23 protein-coding genes are annotated in these 26,052 nt (G+C 62.0%); 8 read left to right on the forward strand and 15 right to left on the reverse strand.

Features of this window, described 5'->3' with window-relative positions:
- Positions 1–134 precede the first annotated feature (134 nt).
- Entirely contained in the window at positions 135–2,675 is a 2,541-nt protein-coding gene (locus tag EFR00_RS15295) for a methyl-accepting chemotaxis protein (RefSeq protein ID WP_077989048.1), read from the forward strand.
- Positions 2,676–2,708: 33 nt separating this feature from the next.
- Here EFR00_RS15295 and EFR00_RS15300 read toward each other — a convergent pair whose 3' ends face one another.
- Entirely contained in the window at positions 2,709–4,034 is a 1,326-nt protein-coding gene (locus EFR00_RS15300) for an NAD(P)/FAD-dependent oxidoreductase (RefSeq protein WP_077989049.1), read from the reverse strand.
- A gap of 231 nt (positions 4,035–4,265) precedes the next feature.
- Between EFR00_RS15300 and EFR00_RS15305 the strand changes: the two genes are divergently transcribed.
- On the forward strand, positions 4,266–4,742 hold the full coding sequence (locus tag EFR00_RS15305; protein ID WP_040112276.1) for an Lrp/AsnC family transcriptional regulator: 477 nt from the start codon (positions 4,266–4,268) through the stop codon (positions 4,740–4,742).
- Between the two features lie 295 nt (positions 4,743–5,037).
- Entirely contained in the window at positions 5,038–5,394 is a 357-nt protein-coding gene (locus EFR00_RS15310) for a cupin domain-containing protein (protein WP_064685941.1), read from the forward strand.
- Between the two features lie 238 nt (positions 5,395–5,632).
- Here the strand turns inward: EFR00_RS15310 and EFR00_RS15315 are convergent, their stop codons facing one another.
- Genes EFR00_RS15315 through EFR00_RS15330 form a run of 4 tightly spaced genes read right to left on the reverse strand, consistent with a single transcriptional unit; the run spans position 5,633 to position 9,918 of the window.
- Positions 5,633–7,135 carry an FAD/NAD(P)-dependent oxidoreductase gene (locus tag EFR00_RS15315; protein ID WP_077989050.1) on the reverse strand — a complete coding sequence of 501 codons (1,503 nt, stop codon included), beginning with the start codon at positions 7,133–7,135 and terminating at the stop codon, positions 5,633–5,635.
- Positions 7,132–7,434 (reverse strand): (2Fe-2S)-binding protein, encoded by a 303-nt coding sequence (locus EFR00_RS15320; RefSeq protein ID WP_077989051.1) that lies wholly within the window; start codon positions 7,432–7,434, stop codon positions 7,132–7,134. Before EFR00_RS15320 ends, EFR00_RS15315 begins: the two co-directional genes overlap by 4 nt.
- On the reverse strand, positions 7,415–8,542 hold the full coding sequence (locus EFR00_RS15325) for an NAD(P)/FAD-dependent oxidoreductase (protein WP_077989052.1): 1,128 nt from the start codon (positions 8,540–8,542) through the stop codon (positions 7,415–7,417). Before EFR00_RS15325 ends, EFR00_RS15320 begins: the two co-directional genes overlap by 20 nt.
- A 53-nt stretch (positions 8,543–8,595) precedes the next feature.
- Positions 8,596–9,918, reverse strand: a complete 1,323-nt coding sequence (locus tag EFR00_RS15330; protein WP_077989161.1) for an NAD(P)/FAD-dependent oxidoreductase — start codon at positions 9,916–9,918, stop codon at positions 8,596–8,598.
- Positions 9,919–10,366: 448 nt separating this feature from the next.
- Here EFR00_RS15330 and EFR00_RS15335 point away from each other — a divergent pair, with 448 nt between their 5' ends.
- A complete protein-coding gene (locus tag EFR00_RS15335) occupies positions 10,367–11,065 on the forward strand; it encodes an aspartate/glutamate racemase family protein (protein ID WP_077989053.1) in 699 nt (232 codons plus the stop codon).
- Between the two features lie 155 nt (positions 11,066–11,220).
- Here EFR00_RS15335 and EFR00_RS15340 read toward each other — a convergent pair whose 3' ends face one another.
- From EFR00_RS15340 to ltnD, 10 genes are all read right to left on the reverse strand, one after another.
- Positions 11,221–12,876, reverse strand: coding sequence for an ABC transporter ATP-binding protein (locus tag EFR00_RS15340; protein ID WP_077989054.1), 1,656 nt, complete (start codon positions 12,874–12,876; stop codon positions 11,221–11,223).
- Positions 12,876–13,730 carry an ABC transporter permease gene (locus EFR00_RS15345; protein ID WP_077989055.1) on the reverse strand — a complete coding sequence of 285 codons (855 nt, stop codon included), beginning with the start codon at positions 13,728–13,730 and terminating at the stop codon, positions 12,876–12,878. Before EFR00_RS15345 ends, EFR00_RS15340 begins: the two co-directional genes overlap by 1 nt.
- Complete coding sequence (locus EFR00_RS15350) at positions 13,727–14,677, reverse strand: ABC transporter permease (RefSeq protein ID WP_077989056.1); 951 nt, start codon at positions 14,675–14,677, stop codon at positions 13,727–13,729. Before EFR00_RS15350 ends, EFR00_RS15345 begins: the two co-directional genes overlap by 4 nt.
- Positions 14,678–14,763: 86 nt before the next feature.
- A complete protein-coding gene (locus EFR00_RS15355; protein WP_077989057.1) occupies positions 14,764–16,374 on the reverse strand; it encodes an ABC transporter substrate-binding protein in 1,611 nt (536 codons plus the stop codon).
- Positions 16,375–16,434: 60 nt separating this feature from the next.
- The gene (locus tag EFR00_RS15360) at positions 16,435–17,148 is read right to left on the reverse strand and encodes an HAD-IA family hydrolase (protein WP_077989058.1); all 714 of its coding nucleotides are present in this window, start codon (positions 17,146–17,148) and stop codon (positions 16,435–16,437) included.
- 217 nt (positions 17,149–17,365) lie between these two features.
- Entirely contained in the window at positions 17,366–18,742 is a 1,377-nt protein-coding gene (locus EFR00_RS15365) for an aspartate aminotransferase family protein (protein WP_077989059.1), read from the reverse strand.
- An 11-nt stretch (positions 18,743–18,753) separates the two neighbouring features.
- On the reverse strand, positions 18,754–18,879 hold the full coding sequence (locus tag EFR00_RS33905) for a hypothetical protein (RefSeq protein WP_280950815.1): 126 nt from the start codon (positions 18,877–18,879) through the stop codon (positions 18,754–18,756).
- Between the two features lie 104 nt (positions 18,880–18,983).
- Entirely contained in the window at positions 18,984–20,264 is a 1,281-nt protein-coding gene (gene otnK / locus EFR00_RS15370; protein ID WP_077989060.1) for a 3-oxo-tetronate kinase, read from the reverse strand.
- Positions 20,265–20,267: 3 nt separating this feature from the next.
- The gene (gene otnI / locus EFR00_RS15375) at positions 20,268–21,044 is read right to left on the reverse strand and encodes a 2-oxo-tetronate isomerase (protein ID WP_077989061.1); all 777 of its coding nucleotides are present in this window, start codon (positions 21,042–21,044) and stop codon (positions 20,268–20,270) included.
- 11 nt (positions 21,045–21,055) lie between these two features.
- Entirely contained in the window at positions 21,056–22,000 is a 945-nt protein-coding gene (ltnD, locus tag EFR00_RS15380) for an L-threonate dehydrogenase (protein WP_077989162.1), read from the reverse strand.
- Positions 22,001–22,200: 200 nt separating this feature from the next.
- Between ltnD and EFR00_RS15385 the strand changes: the two genes are divergently transcribed.
- The 4 genes from EFR00_RS15385 (at position 22,201) to EFR00_RS15400 (ending at position 26,031) form a co-directional block, all read left to right on the forward strand.
- Positions 22,201–23,199, forward strand: coding sequence for a LacI family DNA-binding transcriptional regulator (locus tag EFR00_RS15385; RefSeq protein ID WP_077989062.1), 999 nt, complete (start codon positions 22,201–22,203; stop codon positions 23,197–23,199).
- A 15-nt stretch (positions 23,200–23,214) separates the two neighbouring features.
- A complete protein-coding gene (otnC, locus tag EFR00_RS15390; RefSeq protein WP_040112267.1) occupies positions 23,215–23,883 on the forward strand; it encodes a 3-oxo-tetronate 4-phosphate decarboxylase in 669 nt (222 codons plus the stop codon).
- Between the two features lie 191 nt (positions 23,884–24,074).
- Positions 24,075–24,743, forward strand: coding sequence for a haloacid dehalogenase type II (locus tag EFR00_RS15395; protein WP_009983979.1), 669 nt, complete (start codon positions 24,075–24,077; stop codon positions 24,741–24,743).
- Positions 24,744–24,756: 13 nt separating this feature from the next.
- Positions 24,757–26,031: an NAD(P)/FAD-dependent oxidoreductase gene (locus EFR00_RS15400; protein WP_077989063.1), complete on the forward strand. Its 1,275-nt coding sequence runs from the start codon at positions 24,757–24,759 to the stop codon at positions 26,029–26,031.
- Positions 26,032–26,052: the final 21 nt, after the last annotated feature.

Below are 26,052 nucleotides of genomic sequence, written 5' to 3' on the forward strand. Positions count from 1 at the left end.
GTTATGCCTATCGTGATGGCCTTGGGCGCGGCCACCGCCAATTGAGGACAATGGTCAATTTGCACGCAGGCGTGCTGTTGCATGGTGGGCGCCGGAGTTAAGAGCCGAATTTCCTGGGCGGGGGCCACCATTTCATGTCGTTGATTGATCGTCTGTTGCAGCGTATGCGGATCGTAACGAAGGTCCTCTTCTTCGTGGTGCCTCTCGTCATCCTCATCGCGGGCATCGGCCTGTTCGGTTATTTCACGGCTGGTACGCTGAATGGCCAGATGACCCTGACCCGGCAGACGATCGATACGCTTTCCAGTTTCCAGCAGCTGCGCTCGTCGCTCACCGCCTTTACCGATCTTCCGACACCGGCCACGCGCGATCGGCTGGTCGCCAGCATCGCCGATCAGCAGAAGGGTGCGGCGACGCTCGATGCCATGTTGATCGATCCCGCCCAGAAACAGCAGATCTCCGCCGTGCGCGAACTCGGCGGCAAGATGCAGGGCGGCGCCGACGCGCTCTGGGCGGTGGCGCAGGAGCGGGCCAATACCGAACTGGCGATCGATGGGGCGGTGGCGCAACTTTTCAAGGAAAGCCAGACCGCCCGCAAGCAGCTCGACGTTCTTCAGGATCAGGCCAACGGCAAGGAGGCCTTCGTCCGGGCGCTTCTTCTCGACGCCTCGGCCTACAAAAATCTCGCGGAACGCATTGCGAAATTGCGCAACGCGACCGCAGCCGCAGCCGACCCTCAGAAGCTTGGCCAGGCCATAGGCAACCTTCTGCCGCCGCTCGTCAAGGAAGTCGGCGAGAGCGAGGCGCTTGGCTCTGATAAGGCGAAAAGCCAGATCGCACCGCTGAAGCCGGTTCTGGACAAGCTTGCCGCCATGGTGAAGGACAGCGCCAATCTGTCGCTCGAGGGCTATGCTCCCGTCGACCAGGATCTGCAGCGGTTCGAGGAGCAGTTTGCAAAACTTGCTTCCGGCAATGCGGATACAGCGATCGAGCGTTTTGCCGGCATGGATGCGAGTATAGCAACGCTTCGCTCGATGGTGGCGATCGTCAATGCCGCGTTCAAATCGATCGACGATCTGCGACTGCACCTGAGCGAACTGAACAGGCGGGTCGATACCGCGTCGCGGGATGCGGTTCTGGTGGATCTGAAGGCCCTGCGCGAAAGCGCTGCAAAGCTGGAGCCCTTGAGCGGCAAGAACGCCGCTTTGAAGGATCTTGCCAAGAAGATCGAGCCTTCCCTTGTCTTGATCGAAAAGGGTACCTCGGCACTGATATCGATCGCCGATCGGTGGCAGGGCAACAAGCAGGCGGCGACGGAGCTGGTTGCAGCTGCAAGTCACACGCTCGAACAGTTCGTCAGCACGGCGCAGGAGAGCGGCAAGGAAATCAGCCAGCGCTCGGCCACAATGTCGCTCTCGGCCATGATTGCGGGCACGGTGCTTGCCATCATCGGCGGCCTGATGCTGATCGAGACGCTGCGCGGACCGATGAAGCGGATCACCCAGACGATGACGAGACTCGCCGCTGGCGATCTCAATGTTCCGATCGGCGACGGCAAGCGCGGCGATGAAATCGGCGATATGATCCGCTCCGTGACGGTCTTCCGTGACCAGGCGCTCGAAAAGACGAGGCTCGAAGAGGTCGCTGAAACGAACAGGGCGCGGGACGAACAGGAACAGGCCCGCCGCGCGGCCGAGCAGGCCCGCATCGAAGCCGAGCAGAGCGAGGCCCTGGACGCGCTGTCCGACATGCTCGGCAAACTCGCCGACGGCAACCTCGCTGCCGTGATGAGCGAGGAGCTGGCCGCCGATTATGTCGCGATGGCCAGGACCTACAACCAGGCGATCGATGCGTTGCGCCGCACACTCGCCGAGGTTCGCAACACCACCTATGAAATCGCCGAGGGCAGCACCAATCTTTCGGGTGCGGCCGACGATCTGGCGCGGCGCACGGAACAGCAGGCGGCCGCTCTCGAAGACAGTTCACGCGTGCTCGGCGAGCTGACCGCCAGCGTCCGCACGACTGCCGAAAACGCGCGCCAGACGTCGGTTTCCGTCGCAGAGGCGCACCGGCAGGCGGAGCATTCCGCGGCCGTCGTCGCCAAGGCCGTCGAGGCCATGGACGCCATCAACCGGTCGTCGGACAAGGTCACCAGCATCATCGGCGTGATCGACGAGATCGCCTTTCAGACCAACCTTCTCGCACTCAATGCCGGCGTCGAGGCGGCGCGCGCGGGAGAGGCAGGCAGGGGTTTTGCCGTTGTCGCGCAGGAAGTGCGCGAGCTGGCACAGCGCTGCGCCAAGGCCGCCCGCGAGATCAAGGATCTGATCTCCAACAGCGCGTCGCAGGTCGGCACCGGCGTTCGGCTCGTCGAAGAGACCGGCGAGGCGCTTTCGGCGATCATGGAACACTTCACCTCGATCAACGGGCTGGTGCAGGTCATTTCGACGGCCACGAGTACCCAGTACAAGGGGATCGACGAGGTCAACAACGCCGTTCGCGACATCGAGCATATTACCCAGCACAATGCCGCCATGGTCGAGGAAAATACCGCGGAAATTCACCGGCTCCGGCAGCAGGTGGAACTGCTGAACGAACGCATCTCCCGCTTCCAGACCGCCGACGGCCGCAAGGCTTCACAGGCCGCCGGCCAGCGGATCGCCCTGGCCTCCTGAGCGGCGTCTATGTCTTTCCGTTGGGGCGCGCCTTTAGAAATCGGCGACTTTGCCCCAGGCGGACGCCGCGAAGCGGCTGGGATGGTAGGGCCGCGGATCGACGATCGGCTCATCGCCGGTGACGATGTCGGCAATCAGATGACCGGCGCCGGGTCCGATGCCGAAGCCATGACCGCTGAAGCCCGCAGCGAGGATGAAGCCGGGGAGGGTGGCGATCTCACCGATCCCAGGCACGCCGTCGGGCGTGCTGTCGATATAGCCCGCCCAGGCTGCACTGATACCGGTGCCCTTCAAGGCAGGCAGAAGCTTAAGCGCCCGCGCATGCGTCAGAGCAATGGTGGCCGCGTCGACTGCCGGGTCGAGGATGCGCATGCGCTCCATCGGCGTCCGGCTGTCGAGCCGCCAGCGCGCCAGGGATTCATGACCGGAACGAATCCCCTCCAACCCGCCGGGCGCGAGGCTCCGCCAGCGCCGGGCGAACATCGGCAGGAACTGCGGCGTGAAACGGAGCTGCTGCGCAGTGGGATCGACGCGACCGCGGCCGCTGATCGCCAAAGTGTAACCGCCATCGCCACGACGCGTCACGGAAACCGCCGATGTATGCAGCGCATCCGGCAGGCCGCTCGCACCTGGTGACACCGAGAGGATCGACGAGCGGATCGACGCTTGCGGAAATCGAATGCCAAGTTGCCGGCAGAAGGAGGAGGCCCAGGCCCCGCCAGCCAGGATTGCGACTTTTGTCCGGATCGTGCCGTGCTCTGTAACGACACCCGCAAGCCTGCCGCCTTCAATGTCGATGCCGCGCGCTGCGCAGGATTGATGCACTGTGCCGCCGAGCTTCAGGATCGCACGCGCGACGGCCGGCGCGGCATTGGCCGGATCGGCGATTCCGTCCGTTGGTGAAAACACCCCGCCCTTCCACGCGGCGCCGGTGGCACGCCCCCGTTCGGTTGCTTCCGCGCCGCTCAGCATATGAGTCGTGACGCCGACCGACCGGGCAAAATCGCGCCAGCTAGCCCAGCCGGATAGTTCCTCCTCACTGTTGCTAAGATAGAAAAGACCGCAGCGCCGGAAGCCGGTCTCCTCGCCGGTTTCGGTCGCGAATTGCTCCCACAGGTCGAGGCTCTTCGTCGACATCGGCAATTCCCGTGCGTCGCGGTTCTGCTGCCGGCACCAGCCCCAATTGCGGCTCGACTGTTCCGCCCCGATCCGGCCCTTCTCGATCAGGGCGACCTTCAATCCGCGCCGGACGAGATAATAGGCTGCGAAAACGCCGACGATGCCGCCGCCGATCACCACCGCATCGGCGGCAGAAGGTATCTCTGGTGTGGTGTCGACGCGCGTTAGCGGTGCGGGCATGGCATGGTCTCCGGTTCAGGGCTAGTCTAACGGATCCTAAGCCACGCCTTTGCCGGAGATCGACCGGCGGCAGCAGAAGATTCTGTCTTGCGGGGAGCCCGGCAGCCATTTGTGCTTCGCCATGTCCCGCAATCTGATCGACACCGCCTTGGTATATGTTAAGCTCGGTGTTGGAAAGACGCAGCATAATCTGCTGCGTCATTGGCGATCTCAAGCACACGAAGGCGCGTGATGAAACTCGACCGGATCGACATAAAAATCCTCTACGAACTGCAGAAGAATGGCCGCGTCACCAATGTTGAACTGGCCGAGCTGGTCAACCTGTCGCCGAGCCCGTGCCTAATGCGGGTGAAGAAGCTGCAATCCGAAGGTTACATCGAAGGCTATTCGGCTCAGATCAATGTCAGCAAGCTCGGTCAGACGCTCACCGTGTTCACCGAGATTACGCTGAAGAACCATCGGCAGATCGACTTCGCCCGTTTCCTCGCGGTAATCGAGAAGGTCGATCAGGTGATCGAATGTCATCTGGTTTCCGGAGGCTATGATTATCTCTTGAAATTCGTCACCGCCGGCATCGACGAATACCAGACGATCATGGAACGGCTCACCGACATGGACGTCGGCATCGACAAATATTTCAGTTTCGTCGTCCTGAAGTCGCCGATCATCAAAGCCCACATGCCGCTGACCACGCTGTTTCCGCATTAAAGAGCGCGCATCGCTCGGAGATTTATGGCCCGCATGTTGTCTCCTCGGTGACAGCTGTCGCAGCAGCCGGCAGGTTTGGCTGGGTCGTGGATAGATTTCGAAATTATCGACTAAAGCGAGGCCTTCTTCGGCAACGCTGGCTTCCGCATTGCCTTAATCTCGGGTGACACCACGATCCACCCTAGAGGCAATAGGTGGTCCGTATTGCTCAACCTGGCCGCCGCCCCATCGCGCTCGGAAGCAGTCTACCCCCCGCCTCGTAGATTCAGAACCGCCTCTCAAGAAGGAAGATGACATGTCACTGTTGGTTACCATCGACACCGATCCGGATTTCACGCCGAAGGACGCGATCCCCGGACCGGAGCGGCTCATTTCAGGCAATCCCTTTTTCAAGACCTGGGCTCAGGATGCTTCTAAGGGAGAGAAGGTGTTAACCGGCGTCTGGGAAGCGACGCCTGGCGAGCATCATTCGATCAAGGGTACGACCTACGAATTCTGTCACATCATTTCGGGTCTCGTAGAAATCGAGGAGAAGGGCGGGGAGACGAAAACCTACCGTGCTGGTGACAGCTTCGTGATGAAGCCGGGTTTCGTCGGTGTTTGGCGCACGATCGAGACTGTCCGCAAAATCTATCTTTGTGTTTACGAGTGACCCGCAAAACTCAGGTGCGCCGACGACTGGCGCACCTTTGAACCGCCGTGATGGTGCGCCTCCTCAAAAGCCCAGGGCGATGATCTGCCCGCTCTTGTAATGTTGCGGGGCTCGCGAGCAGCTCCTCGTGCCCGCCTCAGAATGGCCCCCACTGCGGCCTGCGGACGCTCCATCAGGTTCTTGCCGGCGCCGCAAGATGAGCGCGACGACAATGCCCCGACGACAGCGGCAGGGGAGATCAGTGGTCCTGCGGACTATCGGCGGCCCTTTCGACGAATCCGGCGACGGCGATGATGGCTGCCTCCGTGTGCGGCAAAGCGGCGAGCTCGCCCAGCGTTACCGGTTTGATGGGTGGGCGCAGCCGATAGTAACCGAGCTCGCCGGGCGCTACGCCACGGCATTGCGCCAGCAGCTCAACCGCGGTCAGACCGCATAGACGGCCCTGGCATGGTCCCATTCCGCATCGGGTGAACGCCTTCATTTGGTTAGGGCCCGGCACGCCGAGCGCCGCAACTTCACGCAGCTTGCCAGCCGTAATTTCCTCACAGCGGCAGACGATGGTGCCGTCGTCTTCTGGCACACGACACGTTTTGGCGGGCCGGAACCGATGCTCTATGAAACTCCTGCCTCTGAGGGCGCGCGCGAGCTTTCGTGCGAGTTCGTTGCGGCGCTGTTCGTAGACACCCTGGCTAATTCGATGGAGATCGAGCGCCGCAGTCAGGCCCGCCAGCTCACCTTGGTGAGCCGAGGCAACCGCCCCGACAATTCCCGCCGCATCACCGGCGATCGAGACCCCCGGAACCGAACTTGCGCCGCAAATGTCAACGGCCGGGCGGAAGGCTGCCAGGCGCTCGTCCCAGACGTAGTCGCAGCCGGCCGCCAGCGCGAGATTGAGGTTTGGTGCGATCCCTTGGTGCAGAAGGAGCAGGTCGCCCGGAATGTCCCGGGACCTGTTGCCGCGAAGAACCCTTAGAGCACTGAATTGTCCGGAACCAACCGCCTCGACCGCGGTCGCTCCGCGGATGACACGGGTTCGACGGTGAACCTCCCAGAGGAGCTTCAGGCCCTTGAGGGCATAGGGCGAGGCGGCAAAGCCAAGCACGTGAGGCAGGGCAAAGCGCCAGTTCTCGACCGGCGTGGTATCGACGACCGCTATCACGGACACGCCTGCCCGGAGAAGCTGGCTTGCCAGCAAATACAGCAGGGGCCCGGTCCCGGCGAGAATGGTTCGCCCGGACGGCACGAGACCCGACGACTTCATCAGGATCTGCGCCGCCCCCGCCGACATGACCCCGGGCATGGTCCACCCCGGGAATGGGAACGGACGCTCGAGCGCGCCGGTCGCGAGGATCACGCGATGGGCTGCGATCGGTCGAGCGATGCCTCCGAGCGAGATGCCGACCTCGAGCCCATGGGCGCCGTCGCCAGTTTCCTCGTCGGCAGGCCCGACGCTCCAGACCGTCGCCCGACGGGCATAGCTCAAGTCTGCCGCCTGAAACCGCTTTATCAGCGTTCGACCGGCAGTGTAGTCCGGCCCCATGCGCGCGAGATCGGCGTTCGAAGCCCGGTCGACCGCCCGATAGATCTGGCCACCGGGGGATTCGTTTTCGTCGGCCAGCAATACGGTGATGCCGTGGGCCGACGCTTCAACGGCTGCCGCGAGGCCGGAAGGCCCCGCGCCAACAATGATCAGGTCGTAGGCAGGTGCGAGATCAATGGCAGAGTGAATGTTCCGGATCATGCTTGCTGTCCTACCACGGCGGCGCCATCCTGCGTTTCGACCCGCATGCCCTCTTCCACGGTGATCAGGCAAGCCTGTCGGTTCGCTTGGCCGTCGATCTTGACGAGGCACTCGAAGCACACGCCCATCATGCAATAAGGAGCGCGGGCAGCGCCGGAAACCGGAGAGCGGCGCGTGATGCAATGTCCGGCAGCCAGCAGTGCAGCGGCGACGCTGTCACCGCTGCAGGCAGTGGTCCGCGTGCCGTTGAATGTGAAGGAGACAGAACTCTCCGTTCTGTCAGGCAGCCGTTGGAACACGGAACCTCCGGGAATGAAAGACGGAGAGATCTGCGCAGAGCTCGCCGGCCGAAATTTGCCGCGGCAGGACCAGCGCATGGTTCGCCGCCAGCGTCACGCCCGAATGGCAGGCGAATGCAAACGCACCTGGAAAACTCTCCGATTGCTCGTAAATGGGGTAGCCATCCGGCGTGACCACACGGAATGCCGCCCAGGTCCGCACCGACTTCACATCCCTCAGAAGTGGGAATGTGCGCACAGCGCGTTCGGCGAGGACCGCGGAAATCGGGCCGCGTGGCCGCTGGTGATCGATTGTCGCTTCCTTGCTCTCACCAATCAGTACTGAGCCCTCGTCTGTCTGCCGCAGGTAGCCGGTGGCATGGCTCAGGAAGGGCTTCAGCCGCTCGGTGACGATAATTTGGCCGCGGCTGGGCGAGAGTGGAACGTTCAGCCCAACCATCGGGGCGAGGGCGGTGTTACCGATCCCGGCCGCAAGCACGATCTTGCCGGAAGTCAGCCTCCACCCGTCCCCGGTCAATTCGAACACGCCGGCCCGATGGCGGATCGCCGTCGTCTTCCGATGCGGCAGATAATGAACGCCACGCTGCTGCAGCGCCTTGTGAAAGGCCGCGAACAGCCGCAGCGGGTTGACGTGTCCATCAAGAGGACTGAAAATCGCGCCTGCCACCGTCTCCCCGACCAGCGGCAAGCGGCGGCGTGTCTCCGCCTGATCGAGTATCTCATATTCGAGCGGCGGAGTACCTTCCGCCTCCATTCCCGGCTGGCTGGCGAGTTTCGCCATGGATGCGATCCCGCGCTCCAGCTCCGTTGGCGTGAGCCGAATTGAGAAACCGCCTGATTGGATGAAGCCAGTGTCGATGCCGGTTTCTCCCTTGAGCTCGGCTGCTAGCTGGTGCCAGTTCGCTGTGGAGGTTCGCGACCAACGGGAGTAGGCCGCGTTGCCGAGACCTTTGCTTGAGCTCCAGACGAGACCGAAATTTGCCCTGGCGGCCCTGTCTGCAACGTCGCCTTCATCAACGACAGCAACCCTCTGCCCGCACTTCGAGAGACCCCAGGCAATGGATACGCCTACGAGCCCGCCGCCGATGACGATTATGTCGTAATCCATTCCGCTAGCTGTCCCGAGGCACCCCATGGCTTTCTCCGGATTTGGCCTCACGATCAGATTGCGCCGACTTTGACCTTCGAACCGTCAAGAAGGCGCGACAGGCGGAAGGGGGTGGGGTCGACACAGGGTGTATCATTGGCAACCAGGTCGGCCGCCAGGCGGCCGATGCCCGGGCCAAGGCCGAACCCGTGGCCAGAGCAGCCCGCAGCCAAGTATAGACCTCTCACGCCATCGGCAGGTGAGATGACCGGCACTGCGTCCGGTGTGAAATCCACATAAGCTCCCCAGCTGTCGGCGATTTCGATCCCAGCCAGCGCGGGAAATTGTTCTTTGACCCGTTTCAAAATAGCGGCGGCCGTCTGACGGCTCGGAGACGGATCAAGCACGCGCGTCTTCTCGAAGGGCGACCTTCCACGCCCATCCCAACTCTCAAATGCTTCTGGACCTTTGAAAAAGGATTCGCCGATCCCGAATTGCACCGCCTTCAGACGCTTCATGAACATCGGCATGAACCAGCGGGCGTAGCGAAGGCCCTGTGGTGTTATGTCCAGCGTCGCCCGGCCGCTGATCGCAAGTGTGTAGCTGCCATCCAACCGGCGGGTCAAAGCACACTCGGGCGTGTAGATCGCCTCGCCGAGATCGGCCGTAGGGCGCGTGCGAAGCGCGGTCTGACGCACGCTCGCCTGTGGAAAGAGAACGCCATGCTGACGGCAAAACATCGACGTCCAGGCACCGCCGGCGCAGAGAACGGCTTGGGTCCGGATCAGCCCCTTTTCTGTGATCACTCCGGCTACTGCTCCATTCGCCAGATCAAGACCTCGCGCAGCGCAATCTTGATGGACCGTCGCTCCAAGTTTGCGAGCGCCCTCAGCGATGGTCGGCGCGGCGATAGCGGGCTCGCCCTTGCCATCGTCAATGGAATGAACCCCGCCGAGCCATAGGCGACCATTTGCCGGGATTGCGGCAGCCGCTTCTGCGGCACCAAGCATCTTCGTATTGACGTTGAACTGGCGAGCCGTATCACGCCATGCTTCCCATTCCGCCAGTTGCTGCGGGTTGTCAGTAGCGTAGAGCAAACCGCATCGACGGAAACCGACGTCCTCGCCAATTTTGGATTCAAACTCACCCCAGAGCCGCAGCGCGACACCCGAGAGCGGCAACTCCCGCTCATCCCGGTTCTGCTGGCGGCACCAACCCCAGTTGCGGCTCGACTGCTCGCAGCCGACCTGGCCTTTTTCGACCAGAGCGACCGAGAGTCCCCGCTCCGCTAGAAAGAAAGCCGCCGTTGCGCCAATGATGCCGCCGCCGATGACGACGACATCCGCCTTGGCGGGGAGTGCTTCATCGCTGTGTATTCGTTTGAGGAGTGGAGACATGGAGGCTGACCTGAACTGATTTGGAACCGACTTATACGGCACTGTTTCTGCCCCTCAGGCAGAAGTATCTGAGCCGATGACGGCTATTGTATTGAGTTGAAATGGCGGTGCGAGCTGCCCGCAAATTCGGTGGGCAGGGGCAGACTGCCTGGATCAAAGATTGGTGTCATGGCGCGTCCTCGAAGTGAACTCAGCTGAAGCTACCGGAGGAAGGCGAGCAGCATGCATCGAATGAAAATGCACGGACGGCGGAATGTTCCGTGTTCGGCGGCATGACAGTCAAAACTTTGGCCGTTGAGCTGGTAAATTGTAAAGCATCCTCTGACGACAGTGGTTTTGAATCGACTTCCGGTCGTAGCACGACAGACGCCGGGTTCAGGGCCACATCAACCCGACTGCTGCCGGCTCCAATTGATGAGCGCGCACAACCAAAATAGAGATCTAAGCCATGCCTACGGAAATTAATGATCGCCCTGCGCTTGCCATGATCCATACGGTTCCCGGGATCATCCCCTCATTTAACGAACTCGTCGGTCTCCATCTGCCCGGTTGGCGCGCGTTCAACATGTTAGATGAGAGCCTGCTGGGAAACACAATTCGTGAAGGCGCGTTGTCACCTCAAACTATGCGGCGGCTTGCGGGTCATATTTGGTCGGCGGTGGATGCAGGGGCTTCGGCGGTCCTCGTCACCTGTTCCTCACTCGGTCCGGCAGTGGATGCGGCAATGCCGCTCTGCCCCGTCCCACTCTTCCGAATAGATGATGGCATGGCGATTGAGGCGATCCGGCGCGGGAACCGAATTGGCGTCCTTGCAACTCTGGCTACGACAATGAACCCTACAACCCGGCTAATTGAACGCCATGCTCAAGGAATAGGTCATACTGTATCTGTGACCGGTCGTCTTTGTGATGGCGCCTTTGATAAGTTGCGAAGCGGTGACAGGGCAGCGCATGATGCAATGATACGTGAAGGCTTCGCTTCGCTCGTGGGCAGCGTCGACGTGGTTGTTCTTGCTCAAGCGTCAATGGCGAATGCTCTCAATGAAATGAGCGAGGCATCGATGCCGGTACTTACCAGCCCTGAGCTTGGTATCCTGCACATGGCCGCCGCGCTAAATGCGCGCTCCCGCATCCAGGAAAGGCTCTAGGCCAGCGGGTTCACCGGTTTTCCGCAGTTCGACCAGGCCGGCTTGGTACTGCGCGATCCTGATCGCAAAGCAGTGAACAAGACGGCCTCGCGCATCAGGCGGCGCGGCTTTGTAGAACAAGCCAGTCTACCGCGAGCCGCACCATCGGCCTGACCTCAGTGACGGCAATAGGCCCGCACGAGTTCCGGATCCTGCCTGAGCCCGTCGAGCCACGCCGGATCGAGCTTCGGCACCGACGAGAACAGCAGTTGCGAATAGGGATGCTGCGGCGTTTTCACTTTCGAGGGGGTGATTTCCTCGACTTTCCGGCCGCCATACATCACGACGATCTCGTCGCAGATCGCCTCCACCACCGAGAGGTCGTGGCTGATGAAGATGTAGGAGAGGCCGAGTTCGCGCTGCAATTCCTTGAGCAGGTCGATGACGGCGGCGGCGACAACGGTGTCGAGTGCCGAGGTGATCTCGTCGCAAAGGATCAGCTTCGGATCGGCGGCGAGCGCGCGGGCGAAGTTGACGCGCTGCTTCTGTCCACCCGAGAGTTCTCCCGGCCTGCGGTGGCGCAGGTTGCGGGGCAGGCGCACCATGTCGAGCAGTTGGTTGATCCTGATGTTCTGCGCCTGTCGATCCATGCTGTGGTAGAACACCAGCGGCCTGGCGAGGATATCCTCGACGGATTTCGCCGGATTGAGGGCGGTATCGGCATATTGGAAGACGATCTGCATCTCGCGCAGCTGATCGCGTGAACGCTCGCGCGCATTGCGGCGCAGCTCCGTGCCGTCGAAGACGATCTTCCCGACTGCGGCCGGCAGGATGCCTGCGATGGTGCGCGCGAGAGTCGACTTGCCACAACCGGATTCACCGATGATGCCGAGGTTGCGTCCTCTTTCGACTGTCAGGCTCACATGCTCGACCGCACGAACGAGAGGCAGGCCGTCAGCCTGGCGCTGCCCGTAACCGGCAACGACGTCTTCGATTTTCAAGAGCGGCGCCGGCGCGTTCTCGGCAAGGCTTGCTGGGCCGCGCCGTTTCGGTTCGAAGGCTTCGAGCAGTTGCCGGGTATAGGGATGCTTCGCATTGTTGAGGATTTCATCGGTGGTGCCGATTTCCTGGGTCTCCCCCCCTTTCAACACGACGATTCGGTCGGCGATCTGTGCGACGACAGCAAGGTCGTGCGAGACATAGACGCCTGATATGCCGCCCTTCTTCATGACCGATTTGAAGGCGCGCAGCACTTCTATCTGGGTCGTCACGTCGAGCGCCGTCGTCGGCTCGTCGAAGATGACAAGAGTCGGGTTGCCGATCAGCGCCATGGCGGCAGCCAGACGCTGCAGCTGACCGCCGGAAACCTGGTGCGGATAGCGGCTGCCGATCGTTTCCGGTTCCGGCAGGGACAGCGCCCGGAAGAGTTCGATGGCCTTGGCACGCGCTTCTTCCGGCGACATCAGCTGATGAATACGCGTGATCTCGACCACCTGATCCATGATTGATGTGGCCGGGTTGAAAGCGGCAGCGGCCGATTGCGGCACGTAAGCAACCTGGGTGCCGCGTAGTTTGGCCCGCTGCTTTCCGCTGAGCGCCACCAAATCCTTGCCGGCGACCGATACAGTGCCGCCGGAGATGCGACAGCCTGGGCGGGTATGACCCATGAGGGTCAGCGCGATCGTGGTCTTGCCGGAGCCGCTCTCGCCGATCAGCGCGACGATCTCACCCTCGGCAATGTCGAGGTTGACATCTTTGATGATCTCGACACGTCGGCCGGAATCGGTAGTGGCTTCGACCCGGAGGTTACGAATTTCGACAAGATTGCTCATCACTCGCTCCGATCCCGGATTTTCTGCGGCAGGTTGTCGATCAGTAGGTTCACGCTGATCGTGAGGCTGGCAATGGCAAGCGATGGGAACATGACGGCGGGAGCCCCGAATGGCAGGCCGCCGATGTTTTCACGCACGAGCGCACCCCAGTCCGCATACGGTGGCTGCACGCCCAGTCCCAGGAAGGAAAGGCCGGAGAGCAGGAGAACGATGAAGACGAAGCGGAGCCCGAAATCGGCAAGTACGGGACCCATGATATTGGGCAGAATTTCCGAGCGGATCAGATAGAGCGTGCTTTCACCGCGGATGCGGGCGACAGTGATGAAGTCCATGGAATTGACGTTGACGGCGAGCGCCCGAGCGAAACGATAGGAGCCCGGAATATAAATTACCGAAAGCGTCAGGATCAGCACCGGGATCGACGATCCGACGGCTGCGACCACGACCAGGCCGAAGAGCTTGGACGGAATGGAATTCATGGCATCGAGAAAACGGGAGAGCAACGTGTCGAGCCAACCACCGGCGACCGCCGCGATCATGCCGAGTACGACGCCGCTGAAGCAGGCGATCGTCACCGCCGCAAGAGAGATGCCGACCGTGTAGCGCGCGCCCATCAGGATGCGCGAGAAGACATCGCGGCCGAGATAATCCGATCCCATCCAAAACTGCTGGGATATCGGCCCGAAATAGTCGTAATCGACGATTTCGCCCACTGGGTAGGGGATGAGCGTGTGCGCGAAGATCGCGATAAAGGCCCAGAACAGGATGACGGCAAGCCCCAGGAGCCCAACGAGATTGAAGCGGTAGCTGAGCCGGCGCGCCATGGCGGGCCGTTGTTCGATATGGGATGTCATCGCAGCCTCGGATTGGAAAGAATGGCAATGATATCGGCAAGGGTGATGAGGATGAGGTAGCCGACACAGAAGATCATAGCGCAGGTCTGAATGAGCGGCAGGTCGCGCGTGGCCACCGCATCCACCATCAGTTTGGCAATGCCCGGATAGTTGAAGATGGTCTCAACGATGATGACCCCGCCCAGCAGATAGGATAGCGAAAGCGCGATCGCGTTGACGATCGGACCAAGGGCGTTCGGCAATGCATGCTTCAGAACAATGCGACTGCGGGAGGCGCCTTTCAGCAACGCCATTTCGGCATAGGGCGTGTTCAGAGTTTCAACCACGGCAGCCCGCGTCATCCGGATCATCTGCGCCGATACGCCGAAGGTCAGTGTGATCACCGGCATCGCATAGACCCGCAGCAGATCGGTGAAGGTTTTCGCTTCATTCGTAAAGGAAATTGCCGGGAGCCACTGCAGATAGACCGCAAAGAACAGGACCGCCGATGTTGCAATCATGAATTCGGGCACGGAGATCACGCCAATCGTAAGCACCGTGACCGCCCGGTCATAGAGCGAGCCACGCATCATGGCGGCCGTGATGCCGAGCGTCAGCGCGATCGGAACCGCGAACAAGGCGGTTATGCCGGCGAGTTTCATAGAGTTTACGAAACGCCCTCCGATCAAGTCGGCGATCGGCATGTCGTTGGCGTAAGACGTGCCGAGGTCGCCGGACAGGAGCCCTGTCATCCAGTAGACGAAACGCAGGAACGCCGGCTCGTCGAGATGCATGGCCTTGCGTAGCCCCTCGACCGCCTCCGGGGTCGCGGCCTGCCCGAGCAGGATCGACGCCGTGTCACCGGGAAGCATCGTCGTTGCGAAGAACACCGCTAAGGAGACGATCAGAAGCGTGACAGCGGAGATGAACAGTCGACTGGCAATAAGAGACAGGACCGGATTCTTCATATGCAGGCCTCCCGTCGGCCGTTGGCTGACAGTACATTACGAAACAGGGGGACGAGCGGGGACTTATCGCCCCCGGCATGTGCCGATCAGCCTTCCAGCCAGATATATTCCGGGAAGGAGTAGCCCATCATTCCGCCGAGCGGGTTGGTCTCGAGTCCCTTGACCTTGGAGGACACCGCATCGACGTTGGAGAGGTAAGCCGGAATGATGGTGCCGGCTTCTTCCGACACCATGACCTGCATCTCGTTGTAGATCTCGCGGCGCTTGGCCTGGTCGAGCGAGCCGCGCGCTTCGAGCAGCATCCGGTCGAATTTTTCCGACTTGTATTGGCTCTCGTTCCATGGCGCATCGGATGCATAGAGGAGCGAGAACAGGATGTCAGGTGTCGGCCGCGGATTGATATTGCCAAAATGGATCGGCGCCTTGAGCCAGTAGTTGTCCCAATATCCGTCGGACGGTACGCGCTGCACGTCGAACTTCATGCCGATTTCTGCGCCGGCGGCCTGGACGATCATGGCCATGTCGATCGCCGAATTCGCTGCATCGGACGCGATCACCGGGATCGACTGACCGAGAAGGCCGGCTTTCTCGAAGAGGAACTTTGCTTTTTCGGGATCGAACGATTTCGGTTTCAGGTCCCCATTATAATAGAAGTTCGACGGTGAGATCGGCTGATCGTTTCCGATCTCGGCGAGCCCGCGCAAGGCCGATTTTTGAATCTGCTCGCGATTGATCAGATATTTCATGCCCTCTACGAAGCCCTTTTTGTCGCCGGGCGCTGTGTCCAGGCGGATATTCAGGTTCGTGTAATTGCCGGCGGTCGTCTTATTAAGGAAGAATCCTTCCTTGCCATCCACGAGGCGCACAGAGCGCGGATTGATGGCGGCAGCGAGGTGGATGTCGCCCGAGAGCAATGCATTCACGCGGGCGTTGTCCTCAGCGATCGCGAAGAATTCGAACGAGTCAACGTTCGGATGGTTGGGCTTCCAATAATTCTTGTTCTTCAGGCCGACCGAGCGAACGCCGGGCTCGAAGACCTCGCGGACGAAAGCGCCGGTACCGTTGCCCTTGGAGAAGTCGGTCGTGCCGTCGGCGACGATCATGAAATGGTGCATGCCGAGGATCATCGGCAGGTCGGCATTCGCGGTTTCCAGCGTGATCTCAACCGTTAATTTGTCGACCGCCTTGAACCCGGTCATCTGCTTGGCGATCTTAGCGACCTTCGAGCCGACCGCCGGGTCGAGATGACGCTTCATCGAGAAGACGACGTCGTCGGCCGTAAGCGGCTTGCCGTCGTGGAAGGTGACGCCGCTGCGCAGCTTGATCGTCCAGACCTTTGCGTCCTTGGTTTCGACCGACTCGGCGAGCTCCATTCGCGGCGTGCCATCGGACTGAATATAGGTGAGGCGATTGTAGAATGCGCAGCAGCGCACATAGTCGGTCGAAAGCGAAGCTTTCGCCGGGTCGAGCGTGTCGGCCGTCGAGGACGACCAGCCGGCCGCCTTAAGGGCGCCGCCGGCAACGGGCGTGGCCGCGACCGCCTGCGAGGCGCGGCCGAGGATGAGGCCGCCCGCTGACATCGCGACGCCGCCGGCCAGCATCAGTTGCAGAAGTTCGCGCCGAGTCGCGCCGCGGCGGATGGCGGTTTCGATCATGGCGTCGTCGGCTCTGGTCCAATTGGTGATCTTGTCGTTCATCTCATTCCCCTTTTCTTTTGCGGCGGCTGCCTTGCGAGGCGAGTCCGCACCGGTTCATAGTCAGGCACGCGCGGCGGCCACGGCAGCGGAAAGGCCTGCCATGGACGTGAAATGATAGTCTGGTGTCGTGAATTCGGCCGGTTCGATCGTGCCGCCGTAACCCTTCTGGTCATGGCGCCGCTCGATCCAGCAATTGGTCAGCCCCAGCTTCCTGGAAATCCCGATATCGTGATGCTGGCTCTGGGCGACATGCAGGATGTCGTTCTTGGAATGCCCTTCCGAAGCGATGTAGGCGAAGACCGTCTCGAAGAAGGCGGGATCGGGTTTTTCGGTCCCTGTGTCGTCGGCGGTGAAGGCGGCATAGAAGGGATTGCCGAGCTCTTTCTCAAAGAAGGCGAAGGCCCAGCGTCGGGCATTGGTCATCGCAACCAGACGGTAGTTTTTCGCCAGGCTTGCCAGTGCTGCGGTGCTGTCTGCGAAACCTTTCCAGTTTTTCGCCGAGTCCCGCAGCCGCTCGCCGTATTTGCGATCGGCGGGAAGGCCGAGCGTCGGCGCGATTGTGAGATAGACGCGCACGAGGTCGTCGGGAAAGAGGTCGGCGTCGCCGGAATAGCGGGCCTCGCGATAGAGGCTGAGGGCACGTTCGCCATCGATTTCAATTCCCGTTTCGGCCGCGATCTCGGCGAGACAGGCCTTGAGGCCGCCCTCGAAGTCGATGAGCGTGCCGACGACGTCGAAGGTCATATACTTGAATCCCAAAAGGCTCTTGCTCACGCGAATTCCCCAGTGTTCGGCTCCGATGGGAGCACGCTTCTCAAAGAAGAATATTCTGTTCCCGGCGGGATCTTTGTCCCGCTCTTGTGGAAGGCCCGCCTTTGCCGGGATCAAGGCCTTTGGTCGATTTCAGTTTGTCACCTGCACTGCGCCGGATTCTCCGAAATGACGCCATTGAGCGGCACAAAATTCCGAATCCGGCAGTTTCGCGGTATACTCAGGCGCGCAGCGCCCGGCGCACATCCGGGTCCTCAAGCGTCTCGTCCAGCGTGATGCGCGTGCGCTCGACGATCGCATCGATTTCCGTTTCGGTGCAGCATAGCGGCGGCGCATAACCGAGGACGCCGTTGGCGAAGGCGCGTATGACGAGGCCGTTCTCCCATGCACGATCGAAGATCCGGCGGGCGGGTTCAGCAGATGACGGCAGCGGCGTCTTGTTGCTTTTGTCGACCACCAGTTCGACGGCCGCGAGCATGCCGCGGCCACGGACATCGCCGACGAGCGGGTGATCTCTCAGCGATTGGAGGCCCCGCATCAGCCGCGCCCCGGCTCTGACGCCATTCTGGAGAAGGCCATTTTCGTAAAGCTTCAGGACTTCCAGGCCGACCGCGGCGCTGACGGGATGGGCCGAGTAGGTGTAGCCGTGACCGATAGCGGTGGCGCCGGCCCCCTCGGCAATCGTTTCATAGACGTGGTCGGCCATGAAGACGGCGCCCATCGGGACGTAGCCGGAGGTGAGGCCCTTGGCAGTCGTTATGAAATCCGGCACGACCTCTTCCTCGCTGCAGGCAAAAAGCGGCCCGGTGCGGCCAAAGCCGGTGATCACCTCATCCGCCACGAAAAGGATGTCGTGCTCGCGGCAGAAGTCGCGCATTGCCTTCACCCAGCCTTTCGGCGGTACGAGGACGCCGCCCGAACCCTGGATCGGTTCGACGTAAAAGGCGGCGACCCGCTCCGGCCCGATCGCCTCGACCTTGCTTTTCAGCGCGGCGAGCGAGGCTTCGATGATCGCCTGTGGATCATCGCCGACGGGGTTGCGATAGGCGTAGTGAGACGGAATCTTATGCTGCCAGTCAAAGGGAAGGCCGAAGCCTGCATGGAAGGCAGGCAAGGCGGTCAGGCCCGCACCCGCCGTCGAGGAGCCGTGATATCCCTGTTCGACCGAGATGAACTGGTCGCGCTCAGGACGGCCTCGGGCATTCCAGTAGTAGCGGATGAACCGGATTGTGCTGTCTACTGCGTCGGAGCCGCCGAGGGTGAAGTAGACATGGTTGAGATCGCCTGGCGCCCGATCGGCGAGTTCTGAGGCAAGCCGGATCGCCGGCTCGGACCCGAGGCCGAAATAGGCCGTTGCGTAGGGAAGCTCCTGCATCTGCCGGGCCGCTGCCTCGACAATGCTCTCGTGGCCGTAACCAGCATTGACGCACCAGAGGCCGGCGAAGCCGTCGATCAGCTGTTTGCCGGAAGCGTCGGTGACCGTTGCGCCCTTGGCCGAGGCCAGCACGCGCACGCCATGCTTCTCGTGGCTGCGGTAGGAGGCGACCGGATGGATGAGATGGGCGCGGTCGAGTTCGATGAGCGAGTTGGCGTACATGAGGTCTCCGATCAGCCGAGCGCCTGGCTGGCAAGCGCGAAGGTGGTGGCAGCAGGGGCGGCGGCGTGGCCGACCCATGGCTTCCCGCAAGTCTGCCGGAGTGCCGGCGGGCAGATCGTCTGAAGGCCGTGGTTCAAGCAGTATCTTATGGCTTTGCGATCATGGGTCGCCGCATCTTATGCTGGCGGACCGACCCTCTCGCAAACCGCTTGCTGCGAGTGTGTTGCAGGCCTGAGTCTTGTCACTGCATCATCGCCAGCGCTGCGGTGAAGAAATCTTCGCCTCCGAAATTGCCTGATTTCAACGCTAGAAGCATATCGCCTTGCGCATTGCCGACCGTGCGCAGTACCGGCACGCCGGGAGCAATTTCGGGGCCGATCAGAAATGCCGGGATGGCGAGCTTGTCGACTGCGGCCCCCGAGGTCTCGCCGCCTGCGACCACGAGGCGCCGCACGCCTCTCTCCACCAGTTCGGCGGCGATGATCGATGTGGCGGTCTCGATCGCGTGGCCGGAGGCCTCCCGCCCATATTGCGATTGCAGCCGGGATACGGTTTCGGGTGCCGCGCTCGCGGCGACCACGACCGGGCCAGCAGAAATGCGGTCACCGGCCCAGGAAATCGCCGCGGCGATCTGATCCGGACCGGCGGCCAGCAGCCGCTCCGGATCAAGCCGCAGCACGGGCATCACTCGTTCGGCGACGTCGATCTGGCGCAGCGTCGCCTTCGAACAGCTGCCGGCAATGATCGCTGAAAGCCCGCCCACAGGGCGAATGACGTCTTCACCTGTCGCGCTGCCGGAGATCCGGCCGGAACGGACAAGCGCGCGGGCAAGGCCGAGGCCGAGGCCGGACGCCCCGGTGGATACCGGCGTTTCCAGCGCGATTTCGCCCAGCGTTTCCAGATCCCGTTCGAAAATCGCGTCGGCGATAGCCATGGTCGCGCCCGTCCTGGCAAGGGCATCGAGCTTCGCCTTGGCGGCGGCCGCTCCGGCAGCGATGGCTGGGAGATCGATCAGTCCGACGGTGCCGCGCGATTGCCGGGCGAGAACCCGCACGAGATTGGCGTCGTGCATTGGGTTCAGCGGGTGGTCCTTGAGCGGGCTTTCGTTCAGCGGTTGGCCGCCGACGAAGAGGTGGCCGAGATAGACGGTGCGCCCTGTTTCCGGAAAGGCCGGTGTAACCAGCACGCCGCCGCCGCCCGCCGCCTCGCTCAAAGCCTCGGTGACGGGGCCGATATTGCCGGCATCGGTGGAATCGAAGGTCGAGCAGATCTTGTAAAGCACATGGCCCGCGCCCTGCTGGCGCAGCCAGCGCTCAGCTTTGGTTGCAGCGTTCACGGCCTCCGAAGCCGGAACGGAGCGGATTTTCAGCGAAACGACCACAGCATCGATATCCGGCAGCGCGAGCGACGGATCGGGAATGCCGACCGTCTGCACCGTGCGCAGTCCGTTCTTCGTCAGCGTGTTGGCGAGATCGGACGCGCCCGTATAGTCGTCTGCGATCGATCCAAGCGATATAGCCATCGTCTAGCTCCTTGCAAAAGGTTTGAACCACCCAAGGCCGTCCAGCGTCTGGCCGCGCGGGATATATTCGCAGCCGATGAAGCCGTCATAACCCAGCCGGTCGATTTCGCCGAACAGGTAGGGATAGTTCAGCTCCTCCCCGTCCGGCTCGTTGCGTGACGGCACGCTGGCGATCTGGATGTGGCCGGTGATCGGCAGCAGCCGCCGCAATGCCATCGTGACGTCGCCATGGAGGATCTGACGGTGATAGATGTCGAACTGCAGCTTCAGATTCGGCAGGCCGCATTCGGCGATCAGCCGCTCGGCGATCGCGAAGTCGTTGAGGAAGTATCTCGGCATGTTGCGCCCATTGATCGGCTCCAGCAGGAGATCGATGCCTTTTTCCGCAAGCCGGCCGGCAGTGTAGGCGACGGAGCGCCGGTAGGAAGAGGCGGCCTCCTGATCATGAGGGTCGGCGATACCCGCCATCAGGTGCAATCGCCTGACGCCCGTCGCCGCCGCATAGTCCAATGCCCGCTCGACATCCGCTTTGAGGTCGTCGAACCGTCCGGGAAGAGCCGCGATGCCGCGCTCGCCCGCACCCCAGTCGCCCGGCGGCAAATTGAACAAAGCTTGCCGCAGATTGTTGCGGGCAAGCCGTTCGGCGATGGCCTCCGGTGCGGCCTCGTAGGGGAAGAGGTATTCGACGGCGGAAAATCCCGCATCGGCTGCGGCGTCGAAGCGATCGAGGAAGTCCCATTCGTTGAACATCATCGTCAGGTTGGCGGCGAAAGCGGGCATATCGATATTCCTTATCGGCTCTGCGGTTCTTTGGCCGAGCCGGGCAATTGCGCGCCGGAAAGCTGCGCGTAGAGCCGGGCGAGCGAGGAATCGTCGTCACGGCCCATGCCGGCGCCGGCGGCCGCCAGGTACATCTGCAGGGCCGCTGCCGCGAGCGGTGCCGGATAACGCTCGGAACGGGCCATATCCTGGACGATGCCGAGATCCTTGACGAAGATCTCGATGCTGCTGAGCGGCGTATAATCTCCGGCCAGCACGTGGGGCACGCGATTTTCGAACATCCAGGAATTGCCGGCTGAGGCGGTGATGACTTGATAGACCTTGTCGAGGTCGAGGCCCTGCTTGGCGGCAAAGCTTATCGCCTCGCATGCGGCTGCAATGTGCACGCCGGCGAGAAGCTGGTTGATCATCTTGAACGCAGCGCCTGTGCCGGCGGCCTCGCCGAGCTCGTAGACCTTGCCGGCCATGGCATCGAGCGCGGGGCGGGCCGTATCGAAAGCTCGGCCGGAGCCGGAAGCCATGATCGTCAGCTCGCCAAGCGCGGCCTTGGCCGCGCCACCTGAAATCGGCGCGTCGAGATAGTGCAGGCCGAGGGCCTCCGTCCGCCCCGCCAGATCGCGCGCGATGGCTGGATCCATGGTCGCTGACGAGATGAAGACGGCGCCGGGCTTCATCGTATCCGCAGCGCCCTGCGGTCCGAACAGCACGGTCTCGGTCTGCTCGCCGTTGACCACCACGGAGACGACGATGTCGGCGTCCTTGGCGGCGTCGGCGGGGGTCGCCGCGCCCCGTCCGCCTTCGGCGGCGAAGCGGTCCACCGCTGCCGGGGTTATGTCATACCCAACGACGTCAAGACCTGCGCGCTTCATCGACCGGGCCATTCCCAGCCCCATGGAACCGAGCCCGATAACGGCGACGCTGACGGCAAGGCTTGAGTTTTCAGCAGACGGTGTCATGAGAATGTCCTTCAGGCTCATTTTGGCAGCGCTGCCATTCTTTTTAAATCAATCGTGGCGCATTGCCAACGGGAAATTGGCAGCGCTGCCAAAAATAACTTGCTTCTTGTCCGAAGTGGTGAAAAATGACAGTGGCAGCCTTGGCGCCCCAACAACTGGTCCGCGCCTCAAAGCCTCCTAGCGCCGGATCCGAAATTGACATGGAACTCAAACATCAGGCGACGGTCACCATTGCAGAAGTCGCGGAGGCGGCTGGAGTCGGGGAAAGCACGGTGTCGCGCGTTCTGCGCAACCATGGTTCGTTTTCAGGCAAGACGCGCGAGCGGGTGATGGCTGCCGTTGAACGGCTAGGCTATGTGCCGAATCGGATTGCCGGAACGCTCGCGTCCACCACCTCACGCCTTGTCGCCTTCGTCATTCCCTCGCTGTCCAACATCGTCTTTGCCGACGTGCTGCGCGGTGCCAGCGCTGTTCTGGAGGAAAACCGCTATCAGGCGGTTTTTTCGGTGACCGACTATGATCCGGGCAAGGAGGAAGCACTCGCCGCCGCGATGCTAGCCTGGCGGCCTGCGGCGGTGATGCTGGCAGGATACGAGCATACTGACGGCACGGCGAAGATGCTGCGCGCCAGCGGATGCCGGGTCGTGGAACTGCTGGATCTGGACGGCGATGCCCTTGATATCGCGGTCGGCTTCTCCAACCGCGCGGCCGGACGCGAGAGCGCTGCCTTCCTGCTCAAGCGGGGTTATCGCCGGATCGGCTATGTCGGTCACGACCTGAAGCGGGACACCCGCGCCGGCAAGCGCTTTTCCAGTTTTTGCGAAACGCTCGATGCCGCCGGCGCCCCCCTGGTCGCCCAGGAAATTCTTGCCGGCCCATCCTCGGTGGAGAACGGCAGGTTGGCGCTGGAGCGACTGCTTGCACGCGCGACCGATCTCGATGCGGTCTATTTTTCCAACGACGACATGGCGCTCGGCGGTTATTTTCATTGTCTCGCTCAGGGGATCGCAATCCCGTCGCAGCTCGCCATTTTTGGCTATAACGGCCTCGATATCGGCCGGGCGATACCGCAACCCTTGTCGACCATCCGGACGCCGCGCGTGGCGACGGGTGAGCTAGCCGCGCAGTTGGTCGTCGCCAACGCGCCGCCGCAGGCCATCGATCTCGGCTTTGAGCTGATCGAAGGGGCAACCGCATGAATTGGAGGAACTGTCATGTCCGACGCGCGCCTGCGTGAGGAAATCTGCCGGTACGGCCGCTCGCTGTTTGAGCGCGGGCTGACGCCCGGATCGTCGGGCAACATATCGTTGCGGCTGGAGGACGGCGGCTGGCTGGTCACGCCGACCAACGCCTCGCTCGGCTTTCTCGATCCGGCGCGTATTTCAAGGCTCGATGCCGAAGGCCGGCTTCTGTCCGGCGACAAGCCGACCAAGGAAATCCCGCTCCACACCGCCCTCTACGAGACACGCGGCAGCGCCCGCGCCATCGTCCATCTTCATTCCACTCATGCGGTGGCGCTGACCATGCTGCCGGAGATCGATCCGCGTGCCGCTTTGCCGCCGATGACGCCATATTATCTGATGCGGGCCGGCGAGACTGCTTTGGTTCCCTATTACCGTCCCGGCGATCCGGCGGTGGCCGATGCGATCCGCGGACTGGCGGGCAAATATTCGTCTGTGCTTCTGGCCAATCATGGACCCGTCGTCGCCGGTGACAGTCTGGAGGCGGCGGTCTTCGCAACCGAGGAACTGGAGGAAACGGCGAAGCTATATCTGCTGCTGCGAAACCTCAATCCCCGCTTCCTCAGCCCGGAGCAAGTGGCCGATCTCGTCAAGACCTTTGGCCTCGATCTTCCCTCGCACCGCGATCACGATCACGATTGAACCCTCATCGCTTCGAGGATCGTCGAGCTCGACGGCATGATCGCCTGCGGGAGCGCGCAACCTTCTGCCAAACGCCGGTTTCTATACGATAGATTCTGCTTCCGATGCCGCCGATTCAGGCAAGCGATGGGCAAAGCGGTGCCTATGATTGTTAACACGTTCCACAGCTCCGATCGTTCGAGGATATGCAGATGACCACGTTCCGTCCGAAATACATCACCTTCGATTGCTACGGCACGCTGACCAACTTCCAGATGGCGGAAGCGGCGCGCGACCTTTACGGCGACCAGCTCGACGAGCCGCGCATGGCGGAGTTCATCAAGAATTTCGCGGCCTATCGTCTCGACGAGATCATGGGCGCCTGGAAGCCCTATGCGGAGGTCGTGCACAATTCGCTCGAGCGGACATGCAAGCGCAACGGCGTGACCTTTCGCGACGAAGCCGCGCAAATGGTTTACGAGCGTGTTCCGACCTGGGGGCCGCATCGCGACGTACCCGAGGGTCTTGCCAGGGTTGCCAAGGAGATTCCCTTGGTCATCCTGTCCAACGCCATGAACGCTCAGATCATGTCGAATGTCGAAAAGCTCGCGGCGCCCTTTCACGCGGTCTATACCGCTGAGCAGGCCAATGCCTACAAGCCGCGTTTCCAGGCTTTCGAATACATGTTCGACATGCTGGGCTGCGGGCCGGAGGATGTGCTGCATTGCTCGTCCTCCTTCCGCTACGATCTGATGTCTGCGCATGATCTCGGCATCAAGAACAAGGTCTGGGTCAATCGCGGTCACGAGCCGGCCAATCCCTATTACGGCTATGTCGAAATCCCGAATATTTCGGGCCTCCCGGGCGTCGTCGGGCTCTGACGGAGACAAGCGGATGCAGTTCCAATCCTACTGGCACGCCACGGCCCCTCCTTTTGCGGAGGCGGCCAAAGGTCCTGTCGAAGGACATTATGATGTGGCCGTCATCGGCGCCGGGTTCACCGGGCTCGCAGCCGCGCGCCAGCTTGCGAAAGCCGGCGTCATGGTCGTTGTGCTGGAGGCCGAACGCGTCGGCTGGGGAGCATCGGGACGCAATGGCGGCCATCTCAATAACGGGCTCGCCCACAGTTTCCTGTCCGCCAAGGCCTCGCTGGGCCCGGAGCGGGCCGTTGCACTCTACCGGGCCTTCGACGATTCCATCGATACGATCGAGACGATCATCACCGAAGAGGGGATCGACTGCAGTTTCCGTCGTGCCGGAAAGCTGAAGCTTGCCTCCAAGCCGCAGCACTTCGAGGCCATTGCCCGCAATTTCGAGGCCGTGCACAGAGAAGTCGATGCGGACACGGCACTCCTGACGGCAAATGAGCTGAAGAGCGAGGTCGGATCGCCCTTCTACGGCGCCATGCTCTCGAAGAAGAGCGCGATGATGCATATGGGCCGCTATGTCGCCGGGCTTGCCGCCGCAGCCGCCCGCCATGGAGCGACGATCTTCGAACAGGCTGCGGTGACCGCTCACAGGCAGGGTAATGGCCGCCACAGCCTTCAGACCGCGCGGGGCACCGTTACCGCCGATCACGTCCTTGTCGCGACCGGCGCCTACACGCCGTCGCTCTTTAGCTATTTCCGCCGGCGGGTCATTTCCGTCGGCAGCTTCCTGATCGCCACCCGTCCGCTCAGCGATGCTGAAATCGCCGCGACTATGCCGGGAAATCGGACCTGTGTCACCTCGATGAACATCGGCAACTATTTCCGGCTGTCGCCGGACAAGCGGCTGATCTTCGGCGGTCGCGCCCGCTTTTCCGCAACGTCGGATCAGCGATCGGATGCAAAGAGCGGCGATATTCTGCGTACCAGTCTCGCCGAGATCTTCCCGCAGCTTGCCGGCGTCGAAGTCGATTACTGCTGGGGCGGGCTCGTCGATATGACGAAGGACCGCTATCCGCGTGCCGGCTATGTCGACGGCGTATGGTACGCGATGGGCTATTCCGGCCATGGCGCCCAGCTTTCCACCCACCTCGGCATGATCATGGCCGATGCCATTATGGGCAAGACGGACCGCAACCCGGTAAAGGGGCTCGAATGGCCCGCCGTTCCAGGCCATTTCGGCAAGCCGTGGTTCCTGCCAATGGTCGGGCTTTATTACAAGGCGCTTGATCGCTTCAAGTAAGCGGCGCGCACGCGAGAGCGG

Source organism: Rhizobium sophoriradicis, assembly GCF_003939025.1.
In the GTDB taxonomy this organism is placed as follows: Bacteria; Pseudomonadota; Alphaproteobacteria; order Rhizobiales; family Rhizobiaceae; genus Rhizobium; species Rhizobium sophoriradicis.

Excerpts from the sequence above, each read along its gene's own strand:
- EFR00_RS15295 (WP_077989048.1), top strand. The coding sequence starts at position 135 with ATGTCGTTGATTGATCGTCTGTTGCAGCGTATGCGGATCGTAACGAAG.
- EFR00_RS15300 (WP_077989049.1), bottom strand. The coding sequence starts at position 4,034 with ATGCCCGCACCGCTAACGCGCGTCGACACCACACCAGAGATACCTTCT.
- EFR00_RS15305 (WP_040112276.1), top strand. The coding sequence starts at position 4,266 with ATGAAACTCGACCGGATCGACATAAAAATCCTCTACGAACTGCAGAAG.
- EFR00_RS15310 (WP_064685941.1), top strand. The coding sequence starts at position 5,038 with ATGTCACTGTTGGTTACCATCGACACCGATCCGGATTTCACGCCGAAG.
- EFR00_RS15315 (WP_077989050.1), bottom strand. The coding sequence starts at position 7,135 with ATGATCCGGAACATTCACTCTGCCATTGATCTCGCACCTGCCTACGAC.
- EFR00_RS15325 (WP_077989052.1), bottom strand. The coding sequence starts at position 8,542 with ATGGATTACGACATAATCGTCATCGGCGGCGGGCTCGTAGGCGTATCC.
- EFR00_RS15330 (WP_077989161.1), bottom strand. The coding sequence starts at position 9,918 with ATGTCTCCACTCCTCAAACGAATACACAGCGATGAAGCACTCCCCGCC.
- EFR00_RS15335 (WP_077989053.1), top strand. The coding sequence starts at position 10,367 with ATGCCTACGGAAATTAATGATCGCCCTGCGCTTGCCATGATCCATACG.
- EFR00_RS15340 (WP_077989054.1), bottom strand. The coding sequence starts at position 12,876 with ATGAGCAATCTTGTCGAAATTCGTAACCTCCGGGTCGAAGCCACTACC.
- EFR00_RS15345 (WP_077989055.1), bottom strand. The coding sequence starts at position 13,730 with ATGACATCCCATATCGAACAACGGCCCGCCATGGCGCGCCGGCTCAGC.
- EFR00_RS15350 (WP_077989056.1), bottom strand. The coding sequence starts at position 14,677 with ATGAAGAATCCGGTCCTGTCTCTTATTGCCAGTCGACTGTTCATCTCC.
- EFR00_RS15355 (WP_077989057.1), bottom strand. The coding sequence starts at position 16,374 with ATGAACGACAAGATCACCAATTGGACCAGAGCCGACGACGCCATGATC.
- EFR00_RS15365 (WP_077989059.1), bottom strand. The coding sequence starts at position 18,742 with ATGTACGCCAACTCGCTCATCGAACTCGACCGCGCCCATCTCATCCAT.
- otnK (WP_077989060.1), bottom strand. The coding sequence starts at position 20,264 with ATGGCTATATCGCTTGGATCGATCGCAGACGACTATACGGGCGCGTCC.
- otnI (WP_077989061.1), bottom strand. The coding sequence starts at position 21,044 with ATGCCCGCTTTCGCCGCCAACCTGACGATGATGTTCAACGAATGGGAC.
- ltnD (WP_077989162.1), bottom strand. The coding sequence starts at position 22,000 with ATGACACCGTCTGCTGAAAACTCAAGCCTTGCCGTCAGCGTCGCCGTT.
- EFR00_RS15385 (WP_077989062.1), top strand. The coding sequence starts at position 22,201 with ATGGAACTCAAACATCAGGCGACGGTCACCATTGCAGAAGTCGCGGAG.
- otnC (WP_040112267.1), top strand. The coding sequence starts at position 23,215 with ATGTCCGACGCGCGCCTGCGTGAGGAAATCTGCCGGTACGGCCGCTCG.
- EFR00_RS15395 (WP_009983979.1), top strand. The coding sequence starts at position 24,075 with ATGACCACGTTCCGTCCGAAATACATCACCTTCGATTGCTACGGCACG.
- EFR00_RS15400 (WP_077989063.1), top strand. The coding sequence starts at position 24,757 with ATGCAGTTCCAATCCTACTGGCACGCCACGGCCCCTCCTTTTGCGGAG.